Source organism: Ruegeria sp. AL11 (assembly GCF_056540865.1).
Window position 1 is genome coordinate 69,544 of sequence record NZ_JBQFXO010000012.1, and the last position, 13,838, is coordinate 83,381.

The window sequence follows — 13,838 nt, forward strand, 5'->3', positions numbered from 1 at the left end:
CAAAGCTTCAAATAAAATGCGGCGGCAGATCACTCTGCCGCCGACGCGTGCTGTCAATTTCAGCGGATTATTGCTGCAGTTCAGCCGGGCTTTTGTCTGCGATGGTTTCCCAGTTGGTGCTGGCTTGCTCGATGAAGCCCGGGATGTCGCCTTCCCAACGTTCTTGGATGTCTTGCGACAGGTTCAGGTACAGTTTGTTGTCGACGATTTTCCAGTGGTTCGGGTCACCGTCGAACTTGAAGCCCATGGCCGCGCCGAAGGCGCAATAGCCGCCATATGCGGGCAGGTAGGCCTCGGGGTTGGCTTCAAAAGCCACTTTGTTTTCTTCCGACGAGAAGCGGTACAGAGCGTCGTTGTGCAGGGTGGTGATGCGGTAGTCGCCCTTGGTCGCTTCGCCAGCGGTGAAATAGGCAACCGGGTCATAGCCTTGCATCGCCAAACCGGTCGAGCTTGCGTTGAGTTCAACACCAGCCGCCAGGGTCGAAGTGGCCAGAGCAACAGACAGGGCTACGCCGCCGATCAGAGATTTAAACGTGTTCATAGCTTCACCTTTCGTGAAAGGGCCGCGCGACCTCGCCTGAATTGCGATTTGCGGACCCGGGATTTTATCTTGTGAGACCGGTAATTGGCCGCCACGGAATGCAGATGGGAGGCGGGTTGATCACGTTCAAAACAATGAATTGTGATTGTGCCAAGACACAGAGGTGCTGTGCAAAAATGCGGAATATCAATCAGATATCCGGGGTCAGCGCCAATACGAAATCCACCACTTTGGGGGCGGGCATTTCACAGGGACGCAGCAGCGCGCCGCTGTTTCGCGTCTGGTAGAGGTTCAGGCTGATATAGTCCGTCCCGCCCAGCTCATGCGCGACAAGCTTGTGGGATTTGCCCCCGGCCAGAACCTGCCGCGAGACCACATAGCGCTTGGCGTCTGCTCGGCCAGAGAACGTACCGGTGGGCAGGGCGAAAAATGCCGTCAGAAAATCCTCTGGCGGGGTCACGATTTCCCGATTTTCGGCTCGGTCCGGGATTTGATGCGGGCGACGTTGTCCTTATGACGCCAGTAGATCAGGAAGGTCAGGGCAATTCCGAGGATGAATGTTTTGCCGTCTGTCAGAGTGATGATCCAGGTGGTCGACAAGGCCGCTGCGGCCAGCGCTCCGGCCGAGGACATACGCCAGATCGCGACGGAGACCAGCCAGGTCAGACAGCAAGCAACGCCGACGCGCCAGTCCAGCGCCAGCCAAAGCCCGATGAAGGTTGCAACGCCCTTACCGCCCTTGAAGGCAAGCCAAACAGGCAAGCAGTGGCCAAGAAAAGCCATCAGGGCGGCAATCTGCGCCGCGTCCTCACCTGCATAGGCGCGGGCCAACAGGACTGCCAGCGCTCCTTTGCCGCCATCCAGCAGCAGCGTCAGCGCGGCGGCGGGTTTGCTGCCGGTACGCAGAACATTTGTTGCGCCGATATTGCCTGATCCAATCTGCCGCAGATTACCTAGCCCCATGACGCGCGCGATGATCAGGCCGAAAGGGACCGATCCGATCAGGTATCCCAAGGCCGCCCACAGGGCGAGGACGTTTATTGAGCTGTCGATTTCGGGCATCAGGTTCTCCGGTACACGTCTTTGCCGGCCACATAGGTTGCAAGGACCTTACCTTGCATGCGCTGCCCGTCAAACGGTGTGTTCTGCGATTTCGATTTCAGGGCAAACCGGTCTAGCACAAAGGGCACATCCGGGTCGAACAGTACCAGATCGGCAGGCGCGCCCTGCGCCAGACGCCCGCTGTCCAGCCCCAACCGTTTCGCCGGATTCAGCGCCATAGCCTGGAACAGAGTGGGCAGATCCAATTGCCCTGCATGGAACAGGCGCAGAGCTGCAGGCAGGAAGGTCTCCAACGCAACCGCGCCCGAGGCGGCCTCTTCAAACGGCAGGCGTTTGCTTTCTTCGTCCTGCGGCGTGTGCATCGAACTGATGGTATCGATCAGGCCCGTCCGCACCGCTTCGATCACCGCTTGCCGGTCATCCTCGGAGCGCAAGGGCGGCTTGACCTTGAAGAAGGTGCGATAGTCGGCCACGTCCAGCTCATTCAGCGTCAGATGGTGGATCGAGGTCCCGGCAGTGATGTCCAGCCCGTTGCGCTTGGCGCGCTCCAGCGCAGGCAGGGCGCGGGCGGTGGTGATCTGGTCGGCGTGATAGGCGGCCCCGGTCATCTCTAGCAGGGCGATGTCGCGGTCCAGCCCCATTCGTTCCGCCATGGGTGAGACGGCTGGCAACCCGCGCAAAGCAGCAAACTTACCGCTCGTGGCGGCGGCCCCTTTGCTCAATCCCGGTTCCTGAGGGTGCGCGATGACCAACGCGCCGCAGGATTTGGCATAGGTCAGCGCGCGGGAAAATACTTTGGTGTTGGTGATGACGTGATCGCAATCGGTGAAGGCGACCGCGCCCGCGTCCTGCAGAAAGCCGATCTCGGTCATCTCCCGCCCTTCGCGCCCCTTGGTAAGGGCGGCCATGGGCAGGACGTTGACAGGCGCATCCGCTTGCGCTCGCCGAGTGGCAAATTCCAGCGTTTCCGGCGTGTCGACCGCAGGCAAAGTGTCCGGACGAGTGACGATGGTGGTCACACCGCCCGCAGCGGCGGCCAGACCGGCGGATTTGTAGCTTTCCTTGTGCCGTTCACCCGGTTCGCACACCTTAACGCCGATATCGACGATACCGGGGGCCAGGCATTTGCCGTTGCAGTCGATGACGTCACCGTTGATGGCAGGGGCGTCTCCATCGCCCAGCGCCACGATGCGCCCGTTTTCGGCGTGTAGCCAGCCCAGGCTGTCCGTGCCAGTTTCCGGGTTGATCATGCGGGCATTGGTGAAAACGACAGAAGTCATGCTGAGGCCTCTCGGGCTTGGTTCAAAGCCGCCAAAGCGGCATCAGGGTCGGACAAGTATTCGAAGACAAGAAACAGGCGGCGCGAAAACACCACGTTCTGACCGCTGCGATGGTAGTTCAACGCGTGGTCGACGGGGATGTGTTTGGGCCTGAAGATCTTGCTGATCCACCATGCGTTGCGGGTGGTCACCACATAGACACGACACGTGCGCAGCAGGCGGTCGTACCACATGAGGAACGCAACGAACCCCGTGGACCCGATCAGTTTCCAATAGTCCCGCAGGGTATCGGCGAACCACGGGCTGGCCAGCCAAGCCAGACCGAGGCTGAGGATCAAAATCCGGTAAGCCCATGCCACATGGGGCGGAAAATAACCCTGATGAGGTTGCCCGGTCCAGAGGATCTCTTCGCCCTCAGGGATATGGGTTCGCCACCACCCGTCGCTCATCCCGCGGCCCTTTCGATGGCGGCTTTGGTGGCAGCGGGGTTCGCCTGATATTTGATGAGGTGCTTGTCACCGCCCCGTGTCACCACCTGAACAAAGCTGCCCATCGTATTGACGGCTTCGATCTGGTTCAGCGCGACGACCCGAGGGCCGGGGCCGGTGAGGGTGGTGTCAGACAACTCCCACGTATTGTTCAGCTCTTCCGAGGCCAGATACCAGGCGCGCAACCCGATTGCGGCTAACCCGGCAGGCGCGCCGGTCCAGACATAGGGGTTGCCGATCAACCACAGCACCAGCATCGCCCCCGCCATCGCAATGGCGGCGAGGGTCAGGTTGGTCTGGACATAGGCGCGTTTGTCCGGGGTGAAGGTCACAGGATCAGCCATAGGGCACCTCCGATAACAAGCAGGGCGAGAACCGCCATCAGGGCCGATCCGACACGGCGAGTGGCATCATTGTCGATGGGCGCCTGCGGGGCAGAGAACGGCTTGGCGCTTTCAGTTTCTATCGCACCGCCGGTCCAGTTCGCGGCTTCTTCAGTGAATAGACCCAGCAAATGCAGGCGAGGATCAGGGTTCAGTTGCGCTGCGCGCCCGCCAAAGGCCGCACTGCGGACGACCAGGACCCAGCCGTCGATGGATTCGAGCATGCTGCGGTCCAGCTGATCATCGGACACGCCACCGCCTTCGTACAGGTATCCATAAAGCCCAAGGTCTTCGAGGTCGGAGACCGGGAAGATATCGATTTGATCGGGGTCCAGACCATCGACTCCCAGAACCTGATCCGCCGCACCGGGTTCGCGCAGGAATTTCGCCTCTTCCGGGCGCATGTCCAGCGCGAACAGGCGGATCACGCCGTGTTCCTGGGGGGCGACAGTCAGATCGTTCATGCGACCTCACGCAAGTTGCGGGCCAGAAGCTCCATCGCAGCCATACGTACGGCGACGCCCATTTCGACCTGTTCCTGAATGACCGAGCGGTTGATGTCGTCGGCCAGCGTACCGTCGATCTCAACCCCGCGGTTCATCGGTCCGGGGTGCATGACGATGGCATCTGGCTTGGCCTGCGCCAGTTTGGCGGCATCCAAACCGTAGCGGTGATAATACTCACGCTCCGAGGGGATGAAGCCGCCATCCATCCGCTCTTTCTGAAGGCGCAGCATCATCACCACGTCGACGTCTTTGAGGCCCTTGTTCATGTCGTCATAGATCTCGGCCCCAAACTCGGCGAATTGCGAGGGGACCAGTGTCGGCGGGCCGATCAGGCGGATTCGGTTCTCCATCTTGCCCAGTAGGATCAGGTTCGATCGCGCCACGCGGGAATGTGCAACGTCACCGCAAATGGCGATGTTCAGGCGATGCAACCGGCCCTTGGCCCGGCGGATCGTCAGCGCGTCCAGCAAGGCCTGTGTCGGGTGTTCGTGCTTGCCGTCACCTGCGTTCAGAACCGCGCAGTTCACCTTCTGCGCCAGCAGATCCACGGCCCCGGAATGCGGATGTCGCACCACCAACAGGTCGGGATGCATCGCATTCAGTGTCATCGCAGTGTCGATCAGCGTCTCGCCCTTTTTGATCGAGCTGGCCTGCATCGCCATATTCATCACATCCGCGCCCAACCGCTTGCCCGCCAGTTCGAAACTGGCCTGCGTTCGGGTCGAGTTTTCGAAGAACATATTGATCTGCGTCAGCCCCGACAGCACATCCGAATGCTTGGTCGACTGGCGGTTCAGGTCGACGTATTTTTCGGCCAGATCCAGAATGGCGGTGATATCGGATTGCGACAGATGCTCGATGCCAAGAAGGTGACGATGGGCAAAACGCATGGCGGGCTCCTGTCTGACAATCGGACCGCTTATAGAAAGCCACGCGGGCAGAGGCAACCTATGGTTCCGACCCTTCGGGCAGTTTCTCGCACCCGCCTTCGGGCAGGCATTGCTCGCCGGGTTTGCACCACTTGCCATAGCCACAGTCGATGGCCTTGATCGGAACGCATCCCTGATGTTCCGAGCATTTGAAACCGGGGCGGCATTGCGATCCGGTTTCCTCGCATAGAAACCATCCGGGACGCGTGCATCCGCCCCCCGGCAGGCACGACGACCCGCGCGCGCAGGTCAGGCCATCATCGCATATCTGCGGCGGGTCAAGGGCCTCGGGCAAACTGGGGTTCAAGTCGGGTATGGTTTTTTCACATTGGCCGCGCGCACTGCAAAAGCTGCCTGAGGGACAATCGAGACTTGAGGTGCAGGCGTTTGCCCCGGCAGGCGCACATCGTGTGCCACCCGCGACGCATCGCTCGAATGCTCCACAGCTGCGCCCGCCGCCGCAATAGGTTCCGCCCAAGGGAATGCAGTGACCATCAAAGCTGCACCTCTGTCCGCCCGAGCAGCAGCGGCTGCCGCAGGCGAACTGACCCGCCCGGCATTGATCCGCCCCGCCAAGCAACTGGGCCGAGGCGGGCTCGCCGCCTAGGGCAAGCACTAGAGCAACCAGAAGGAATCGCAGAAAAGACAGCATGACGCCCGCATGGTCGGTCTGTCCCGGTGCCGTGGCAAGGTCTATTCGCTTTCCCTCAGGCAAAAGCTGGTTAGATTGAGGGGCATGGAATCGGGCTTGGACTATCACACTGCAAAGGCGCTGCTGGAATGGCAGATCGAACTGGGCGCGACCGAGGCGATCGGGGACGCGCCGGTAGACCGCTATGCCTTGCCGGATACGACGCCCAAGACGAAGAAGCCCGCAACCCCTCAAGCCGCGCCGGACAAGCCCAAACAGATTGATCCGGTTGCGATTGCCAAAGCTGCCGCCCAAGGTGCCGGGTCTCTGGACCAGCTGCGCGCGGCGATGGAGGCGTTCGATCATTGTGAGCTGAAGCGCGGCGCGCGCCAGTTGGTCTTTGCCGATGGCACTCCGGGTGCGCGGGTGATGATCATTGGCGAGGCTCCGGGTCGGGATGAGGATCGCGAAGGCAAACCCTTTGTTGGTCGGGCCGGCCAGCTATTGGACCGTATGTTGGCGGCAATTGATCTGGACCGCGCGCAGGATGTCTACATTACCAATGTGCTGCCCTGGCGCCCACCGCAGAACCGCGACCCTAAACCCGAAGAGATTGGCATGATGAAGCCGTTTCTGGAGCGTCACGTGGCGCTGGCCAAGCCCGAGGTGCTTGTGGTGATGGGCAATATCAGCTGTCAGGCGGTTTTGGGCAAACGCGGCATCACACGCTTGCGCGGGAATTGGGATCAGGCGCTGGACCTGCCCGTCATCCCGATGTTCCACCCCGCCTACCTACTGCGACAACCGCAGATGAAAAGACAGGCTTGGGCGGATCTGCTTGAGCTGAAAGCGCGACTGGGGGCCGGGTGATGCGTATACTTGCGTTCTCGGATCTTCATATGGCACGCAACCGGGCGGCCGATCTGGTGGCGGCCAGCGCCGATGCGCATTTGGTGATCGGGGCCGGAGACTATTGCAACATGCGGCAGGGGCTGGATGAAGCGATGCAGATGCTCTCGGACATTGCGGCGCCGCTGGTCCTTGTCCCCGGCAATGCCGAAAGCGCGGCTGAGTTGACGGACGCGGCCCCCGAGGGGGTCCATGTGCTGCACGGAACAGGGATGACGGTCGACGGGCTGCGCCTCTTTGGCTTGGGCTACGGTGTGCCGGTCACGCCGTTTGGCGACTGGTCCTGTGACCTGAGCGAGGCCGAAGCTGCAGAGATGCTGGACCGTTGCGATGGGACGGATGTGCTGGTTGTTCACTCTCCGCCCAAAGGGTTTGGCGATACTACGTCGCAAGGGATGTCCGTCGGATCGGTCGCCGTGCGCGATGCGGTGGAACGCCTGCAACCGGAACTGGTCTTTTGTGGGCATATCCACGATAGCTGGGGCTATCGCGGGTCATTGGGTCGTTCAGAAATCGCCAATCTTGGCCCCAGAACAAATTGGTTTGAGGTTGCGATATGATCGAAACCGTTACTCTGCTGGCCTTTGTCCCTGCCGCGATGTTGCTGAATCTCACACCCGGCGCGGATATGATGTTCTGCTTCGGGCAGGGCCTGAAATCCGGACCCCGTCCGGCGCTGGTGGCAAGCGCCGGGATATCGCTGGGTTTGATGGTGCATGTCCTGCTGGCAGGGCTGGGCCTTGGAGCCTTGGTCAATTCGATGCCATGGCTGTTTGATGTCATCCGCTGGATGGGTGTTGCTTATCTGCTGTATCTGGCCTGGGGCGCAATCCGCAACGGAGCGGTCTCGACCGAAGGGCCAGCAAGGCCGACGCGCATGGCGTTCCGAGACGGGATGGTGGTCAACCTGACAAACCCCAAGATCATTCTGTTCGTTCTGGCCTTTATCCCTCAATTTGTTGATCCCGCGGCGGGCTCGATCCTAGGGCAATTCATGATCTTTGGCGCGATCATCGCATTGGGTGGTTTTGTCGTGAACGGATTGGTTGGCGTGTTCGCTGGCGGTGCCGGCCGGTTGCTGATCGGAAATCCACGCGCCTCGCGCATTATGGGATGGGTGACGGGCGGGATTTTCACCGCGCTCGCGCTGCGGCTTTCTATTATGGAAAGGGCTTGACGCCTCATGTCACGTATCGACGAAACGATTGAGTTTATTCCCATCCGCATCGCGGTTCTGACCGTCTCGGATACGCGCTCGGTTGATGAGGATCGCTCGGGCCAGACATTGGTGGACCGCATCGAAAAGGCGGGGCATGTGGTTGCAGATCGCAAGATCATCCGGGACGAGCGCGCCCAGATCGCCGATCAACTGCGCGCCTGGGTTGCGGATACCGGAATCGACGTGGTGATCTCGACGGGTGGCACCGGGCTGACCGGGCGGGACGTGACGGTCGAGGCGCATCGCGACGTCTACGAGAAAGAAATCGACGCCTTCGGGACCGTTTTCACCATCATTTCGATGGAGAAGATCGGAACCTCAGCGGTGCAGTCGCGCGCCACGGGTGGCGTGGCGGGCGGAACCTACCTTTTTGCACTTCCGGGCAGCCCCGGGGCCTGCAAGGACGCTTGGGACGGTATCCTCGAGAAACAGCTCGACTATCGCCACCGACCCTGCAATTTCGTGGAAATATTGCCCAGATTGGACGAACATCTGCGACGGAAGTAGACTGGTCGCACGTTCAACACCTTATAACCGCTTTGTGGCTTGGCATATTTCGTGCCTCCGCTACATTTTCCGCAGGGCAGCCCATTTGCAACCGGGATGAATAGTAGATGCGTTTTTTAAGGCAGAGTCTGGTCGGTGTGTTTCTGGCGTCGCTGACGCTGGCATTGCTGTTTGTCGCCGTTCAGATCGTCACAGGCGCCGTGCAAGAGGTCCTGATCCGCGAGAATGAGCAACCCAAAGCGCGCGAGCGGGTCTTTGCGGTGACCGTCCGTCCGGCTGTATTCGAAACCGTCACGCCCAATCTCGAAGCCTTCGGCGAGGTGCAAAGCCGCCGCCGTCTGGAGTTGCGCGCGGCACTGGGCGGCCGCGTGATCGCATTGGCTGATGATTTCGTGGATGGCGGCACCGTCACCACAGGTGAGGTTTTGGTCGAGCTTGATCCGGCGGATGCGCAATCGGCTCTGGATCGTGCCAAGTCGGACGTTCTGGATGCTCAGTTTGAAGAACGTGATGCTGAACGGTCATTGCTGCTGGCGCAGGATGAATTGAAATCAGCTGAGGCGCAGGCTGAGCTGCGTGAAAGGGCCCTGCAGCGTCAGCGCGATCTTGAATCCCGCGGTGTGGGGGCACCTGCCAGTGTGGAAGAGGCCGAATTGATCGCCGCCGCCGCACAACAATCGGTTCTGGCGCGCCGCATTGCCCTTGCGCAGGCGGAATCGCGGGTGGATCAGGCTACGACCCTGCTGGCCCGCGCACGGATCGCGCAGGAAGCGGCAGAGCGTGACTTGGAGGACATGACTATCCGCGCAAGGTTTGGAGGCACGCTGACAGATGTCACGCTGGTCGAAGGGCGTTTGGTTTCAGCAAATGAGAAGCTGGCCGAACTGGTGGACCCCAACGCATTGGAGGTGGCCTTCCGCGTTTCAACCGCGCAATTCGTGCGTTTGCTGGACAAAGACGGAGCGCTGATCAACGCCCCTTTCACTATCTCGCTCGAGGTCACAGGGGCCGACCTGACCGCGAGGGGCCGGATCAGCCGTGACAGCGGCTCGGCAGGTGAGGGGCAAACCGGGCGTCTGATCTATGCCCGGCTCGACGATGCCTCGGGGTTCAAGCCCGGTGATTTCGTGACCGTGACGGTGCAGGAACAGCCCTTGGAAGAGGTCGCACGCCTTCCGTCTTCAGTTCTGGACGCAGCTGGAACCGTTCTGGTTCTGGGTGCGGATGATCGTCTGGAAGTCCTGCCTGTGCGACTGATCCGCCGTCAGGGCGATGAGGTTCTGTTGCGTGGCGAAGGGCTGGAAGGGCGCGAGGTCGTGATAGGCCGCACGCCTCTGCTGGGGTCTGGGGTTCGCGTGCGCCCCCTGCGTCCCGAGGCCAGTGCCGATCCTGATCTGGTTGAATTGACCGATGCGAAACGGGCCGAACTGATCACTCATGTCGAGGCGAGAAAGGATATGCCTGAGGCCGAGAAAACACGCATGCTCGGCCAGTTGGAAGAGGCGAAGGTTCCGGTCTCGCTGGTGCGTCGCATTGAAAACCTGGCCGGGGGCTAAGCGCCATGATGCGCGACATCCCTAGCGCTGCCGGTGGTATCCTGAGCTATTTCACCCGGCACAGAACCGTGGCCAACCTGTTGTTGCTGGTGATGCTGGTTCTGGGCGCGGCGGCTATCCCGAATATGCGAGCCCAATTCTTTCCGGATGTGGTTCTGGAACGGGTCGACGTGAATGTCGAATGGGAAGGGGCTGGTCCGGAAGATGTCGACAATGGCATCGTCCAACTGCTCGAACCCGAATTGCTGGCGGTCGAAGGTGTGGCAAGCACCACGGCGACCTCTCGCGAAGGCTCTGCCAGTATCCGGCTGGAGTTCGAGCCGAACTGGGACATGTCCCGCGCCGTTGAGGAGGTGCGCACCGCCGTCGACAGCGTCACCAATCTGCCCGAAGATGCCGAAGAACCTACGATCCGGCGTGGGGCCTGGCGTGATCGGGTGACAGATGTGGTCGTCACCGGCCCGGTTGATCCGGACCAACTGGCCAAGTTTACCGATGAGCTGATCAACCGCCTGTTTGCCGCTGGCGTGACCCGTACCACGATCCGCGGTCTCGCCGCCCCGCGTGTGGTGGTTGAGGTGCCGACCGCGCAGTTGATTGCCAATGATGTGGCTTTGGCCGACATCGCCTCGGCCATCTCGGCCGAGGTCAATGCCAGCCCTGCCGGGGATGTGACGGGCGCCAACGCACGCATCCGGACCGGCGCGGAAAAGCGCACACCGGAAGAGATCGAAACCATCGCTCTGCGGACCTTTGCAGACGGATCGAAGCTGTTTGTCGGCGATGTTGCGCAGATCCGGGTGGAAGGGGTCAATCGCAACCGCAGCTACTTTGTCGGTGACAACCCGGCTATGTCGGTTCGGGTGGACAGGTCCAATCTGGGGGATGCCATCGCGATCCAGCACACGGTCGAGGATGTGGTGACCGAGATGCAGGCCAGCCTGCCCGAAGGTGTCTCGGTCGAGATGATCCGTACCCGCGCGCAGGCCATCACCGACCGTCTGGATATTTTGATTGACAATGGGTTGGTCGGCCTTGGCCTTGTCGTGTGTCTGCTGTTCCTGTTCCTGAACGCGCGCATTGCGTTCTGGGTTGCAGCGGGCATTCCGGTTGCGATGTCGGCGGCGATTGCGCTGATGTATATCGGTGGTTTGTCGCTGAACATGGTGTCTCTGTTCGGTTTGATCATCACGCTGGGGATCGTCGTGGATGACGCCATTGTTGTGGGTGAACACGCCGATTTTCGAGCTCGCCGATTGGGGGAGTCGCCCATCGTGGCCGCCGAACGCGCCGCCCGCCGCATGGCCATGCCGGTCTTTGCCGCCACAATCACCACCGTGATCGCCTTTTTCGGCCTGACCCTCGTGGGTGGCCGGTTCGGAGAATTGATCCGTGATATTCCCTTTACGGTGATCGCGGTGCTGGCGGCCTCACTTATCGAATGCTTCCTGATCCTGCCCAACCATATGTCCCACGCCATTGCGCATTCCGCCAAGGAGCATTGGTACGACCTGCCCAACCGAGTGGTGAACCGGGGCTTCCGCTGGGTGCGGGACACGCTGTTTCGGCCGTTTATCGGCTGGGTTATCTGGGCGCGCTATGTCGTGGTTGCATTGATGCTGGTGATCCTGGCGACCCAGGCTGCCCTGTTCATTCGCGGCGATGTGAACTGGCGGTTTTTCAACGCGCCCGAGCGCGGCTCGGTCACCGGCAATTTCATCATGGCAGAAGGTGCAACGCGTTCGGACACTATCGCCATGATGCGCGAATTGCAGCGCGCCACCGAAGAGCTGGGCCAGATCTACGAGGAGCGCCACGGGCGCAATCCTCTGGAATATGTTCTGGCAGAGGTTGGTGGCAGCGCAGGGTTCGGTTTGTCCGCCGCCGAGGGCAAGGATGACGACCTTCTGGGTGGTATTTCGATCGAGCTTATCGACGCCGACCTGCGCCCCTATTCCAGCTTCGAATTTGTTGGTGAGCTTCAGGATTTCGTCCCCCGCCATCCCAAGGTTGAGCTGCTGAGCTTCCGGGGTTGGCGCTCGGGTCCCGGAGGGGACGCGATTGACGTGCAGTTCTACGGCGCGGATGTAGATACACTGAAAGCCGCCTCCGAGGATTTGCAGACCGAACTGTCAAAATACCCAGAGGTCTCGGCGCTTGAGGACAATCTGGCCTATGACAAAGAGGAGTACATCCTCGACCTGACAGCACAGGGTCAGGCGCTGGGTTTCCGCATCGAAACGCTGGGCCGCGTGCTGCGCAATCGGTTAAACGGGATCGAGGCTGCGACCTTCCCCGATGGCCCCCGCAGCGCCGAGATCCGCGTGGAACTGCCCGAGGGTGAGTTGACCGCCGATTTCCTTGAACGCACCTTGATGCGCACGCCGGACGGTGTCTATGTCCCGCTGGCAGACATCGTCTCGGTCGAGCGTAAATCAGGCTTTTCGACCGTCCGGCGCGAGAACGGGTTGCGGGTTATTTCGGTGAATGGCGATATCTCCGAGGATGACCCCGCCCGCGCTGCCGAAATCGGTCGTGCCATGAACGAAGAGATCCTACCGCGCATTGCGGGCGAATATCAGGTCGACTGGCGTATGGCTGGCCTGAGCGAACAAGAGGACGAGTTCCTGTCCGAGGCGCGCACCGGCCTGATCCTGTGCCTAACCGGCATTTATCTTGTTCTGGCCTGGGTGTTCGCCAGCTGGTCACGACCTCTGGTGGTGATGTCGATCATCCCGTTCGGATTGGTGGGCGCGATCTGGGGGCATTACATCTGGGACGTGCCGCTGAGCATGTTCACCGTTGTCGGACTTCTGGGCATGACGGGCATTATCGTCAACGACTCGATTGTGCTGGTGACCACTATTGATGGCTACCAGCAGGAGAGGGGGTTGGTGCCCTCAATAATCGAAGGTACTGCCGACCGGTTGCGGCCTGTGATGCTGACCACGCTGACGACGGTGCTGGGTCTGACGCCGCTGCTGTATGAAGGTTCGCAACAGGCGCAATTCCTCAAGCCGACAGTGATCACGCTGGTCTATGGGCTGGGTTTCGGAATGGTTCTGGTGCTGGTTTTGGTGCCAGCGCTACTGGCGATCCTGAACGATTTCGCGCGTCCGATGACCGCGATGCGTCGGGCGATCTATGCGCGAGACCGCGTGGTGCAGGCCGCCCTTGGCGCTACGGCTGGGGCGCTGTTGCTCTGGTTCGGCGTGACGCTGGTCTGGCCAATGGTCTCAGGTGCGCCTTTAGACCCATTGGTTGGTCTGTACGGAGGCGCAGAGGCCCCCGAGATTCTGCGCATGGGGTTGGGGGCGTTTGTGGCCGGAGCGATCCCCATCGTGATCCTGAGCGTGCTGCTGTCCGGGATGTTCTATGCCCGGTTCAAAAGCCGGGCCGGGGCCTAGCCTGCCTTTAGCGCAAGCTGCAACAGGCTTGCCACACGGTTGCTCATCGGCAGGTCGCCTTTGAGTATCTGTTCGATGGGAAACCATTGCGCGTCCAGCGCGTCATCCCCTGCCAAAGGCGTGCCCGATTGGTACCGACAGGCCACCCCGACCAGCAAATAGTGCGACAGGACCTGCCCATCCGTATCCCTCCGCAGCAGGTCTAGATTGTCCAGATAGTGCAGCGGTTCGGCCGTGACCGATGTTTCCTCAAGCAATTCCCGTTCTGCGGCCTGAAGGACGGTTTCACCCCATTCCACATGGCCGCCGGGAAACCCCCACAAACCCCGGTCCGGTTCTTTGCTGCGTTGCACCAGCAGAACGTTTTCCTGATGCAGGACAACAGCCAGCGCACCGATCTTGGGGGATTGGGTCATAGGG

General features: G+C 60.9%; 16 protein-coding genes. 6 read left to right on the plus strand and 10 right to left on the minus strand.

All coding sequences use genetic code 11. The features are described 5' to 3' along the window. Nucleotides 1-67: 67 nt before the first annotated feature. The 9 genes from ACR0IP_RS19050 to ACR0IP_RS19090 all read right to left on the minus strand — a co-directional run bounded on the left by ACR0IP_RS19050 (nt 68) and on the right by ACR0IP_RS19090 (nt 5,484). The gene (locus ACR0IP_RS19050; protein WP_170553758.1) at nt 68-541 is read right to left on the minus strand and encodes a YHS domain-containing (seleno)protein; all 474 of its coding nucleotides are present in this window, start codon (nt 539-541) and stop codon (nt 68-70) included. Nucleotides 542-731: 190 nt separating this feature from the next. Then, on the minus strand, nt 732-1,001 hold the full coding sequence (locus ACR0IP_RS19055) for a hypothetical protein (protein WP_480527300.1): 270 nt from the start codon (nt 999-1,001) through the stop codon (nt 732-734). Next, the gene (gene plsY / locus ACR0IP_RS19060) at nt 998-1,603 is read right to left on the minus strand and encodes a glycerol-3-phosphate 1-O-acyltransferase PlsY (protein WP_480527302.1); all 606 of its coding nucleotides are present in this window, start codon (nt 1,601-1,603) and stop codon (nt 998-1,000) included. Before plsY ends, ACR0IP_RS19055 begins: the two co-directional genes overlap by 4 nt. Beyond that, on the minus strand, nt 1,603-2,883 hold the full coding sequence (gene pyrC / locus ACR0IP_RS19065; protein WP_480527304.1) for a dihydroorotase: 1,281 nt from the start codon (nt 2,881-2,883) through the stop codon (nt 1,603-1,605). The genes plsY and pyrC overlap by 1 nt, the downstream gene beginning before the upstream one ends. Then, the gene (locus ACR0IP_RS19070) at nt 2,880-3,332 is read right to left on the minus strand and encodes a hypothetical protein (RefSeq protein WP_170379114.1); all 453 of its coding nucleotides are present in this window, start codon (nt 3,330-3,332) and stop codon (nt 2,880-2,882) included. Before ACR0IP_RS19070 ends, pyrC begins: the two co-directional genes overlap by 4 nt. Continuing rightward, entirely contained in the window at nt 3,329-3,715 is a 387-nt protein-coding gene (locus tag ACR0IP_RS19075; RefSeq protein WP_170379112.1) for a hypothetical protein, read from the minus strand. Before ACR0IP_RS19075 ends, ACR0IP_RS19070 begins: the two co-directional genes overlap by 4 nt. Next, complete coding sequence (locus ACR0IP_RS19080) at nt 3,700-4,218, minus strand: hypothetical protein (RefSeq protein WP_170379110.1); 519 nt, start codon at nt 4,216-4,218, stop codon at nt 3,700-3,702. Before ACR0IP_RS19080 ends, ACR0IP_RS19075 begins: the two co-directional genes overlap by 16 nt. After that, nucleotides 4,215-5,150 carry an aspartate carbamoyltransferase catalytic subunit gene (locus ACR0IP_RS19085; RefSeq protein ID WP_480527307.1) on the minus strand — a complete coding sequence of 312 codons (936 nt, stop codon included), beginning with the start codon at nt 5,148-5,150 and terminating at the stop codon, nt 4,215-4,217. The genes ACR0IP_RS19080 and ACR0IP_RS19085 overlap by 4 nt, the downstream gene beginning before the upstream one ends. A 58-nt stretch (nt 5,151-5,208) precedes the next feature. Beyond that, nucleotides 5,209-5,484, minus strand: coding sequence for a hypothetical protein (locus ACR0IP_RS19090; protein WP_480527309.1), 276 nt, complete (start codon nt 5,482-5,484; stop codon nt 5,209-5,211). 441 nt (nt 5,485-5,925) lie between these two features. Here ACR0IP_RS19090 and ACR0IP_RS19095 point away from each other — a divergent pair, with 441 nt between their 5' ends. The 6 genes from ACR0IP_RS19095 to ACR0IP_RS19120 all read left to right on the plus strand — a co-directional run bounded on the left by ACR0IP_RS19095 (nt 5,926) and on the right by ACR0IP_RS19120 (nt 13,418). Beyond that, nucleotides 5,926-6,690: a uracil-DNA glycosylase gene (locus ACR0IP_RS19095; protein WP_170379104.1), complete on the plus strand. Its 765-nt coding sequence runs from the start codon at nt 5,926-5,928 to the stop codon at nt 6,688-6,690. Further along, nucleotides 6,690-7,289: a metallophosphoesterase family protein gene (locus ACR0IP_RS19100; RefSeq protein ID WP_480527311.1), complete on the plus strand. Its 600-nt coding sequence runs from the start codon at nt 6,690-6,692 to the stop codon at nt 7,287-7,289. The genes ACR0IP_RS19095 and ACR0IP_RS19100 overlap by 1 nt, the downstream gene beginning before the upstream one ends. Continuing rightward, nucleotides 7,286-7,906 (plus strand): LysE family translocator, encoded by a 621-nt coding sequence (locus ACR0IP_RS19105; protein ID WP_480527313.1) that lies wholly within the window; start codon nt 7,286-7,288, stop codon nt 7,904-7,906. The genes ACR0IP_RS19100 and ACR0IP_RS19105 overlap by 4 nt, the downstream gene beginning before the upstream one ends. A gap of 6 nt (nt 7,907-7,912) precedes the next feature. Next, nucleotides 7,913-8,455, plus strand: a complete 543-nt coding sequence (moaB, locus tag ACR0IP_RS19110) for a molybdenum cofactor biosynthesis protein B (RefSeq protein WP_480527315.1) — start codon at nt 7,913-7,915, stop codon at nt 8,453-8,455. A gap of 107 nt (nt 8,456-8,562) precedes the next feature. After that, nucleotides 8,563-10,011 (plus strand): efflux RND transporter periplasmic adaptor subunit, encoded by a 1,449-nt coding sequence (locus tag ACR0IP_RS19115; RefSeq protein WP_480527317.1) that lies wholly within the window; start codon nt 8,563-8,565, stop codon nt 10,009-10,011. A 5-nt stretch (nt 10,012-10,016) separates the two neighbouring features. Beyond that, nucleotides 10,017-13,418 carry an efflux RND transporter permease subunit gene (locus ACR0IP_RS19120; RefSeq protein WP_480527319.1) on the plus strand — a complete coding sequence of 1,134 codons (3,402 nt, stop codon included), beginning with the start codon at nt 10,017-10,019 and terminating at the stop codon, nt 13,416-13,418. Here ACR0IP_RS19120 and ACR0IP_RS19125 read toward each other — a convergent pair. Further along, nucleotides 13,415-13,834: an NUDIX hydrolase gene (locus tag ACR0IP_RS19125; protein ID WP_480527321.1), complete on the minus strand. Its 420-nt coding sequence runs from the start codon at nt 13,832-13,834 to the stop codon at nt 13,415-13,417. The genes ACR0IP_RS19120 and ACR0IP_RS19125 overlap by 4 nt on opposite strands. Between the last annotated feature and the right edge of the window lie 4 nt (nt 13,835-13,838).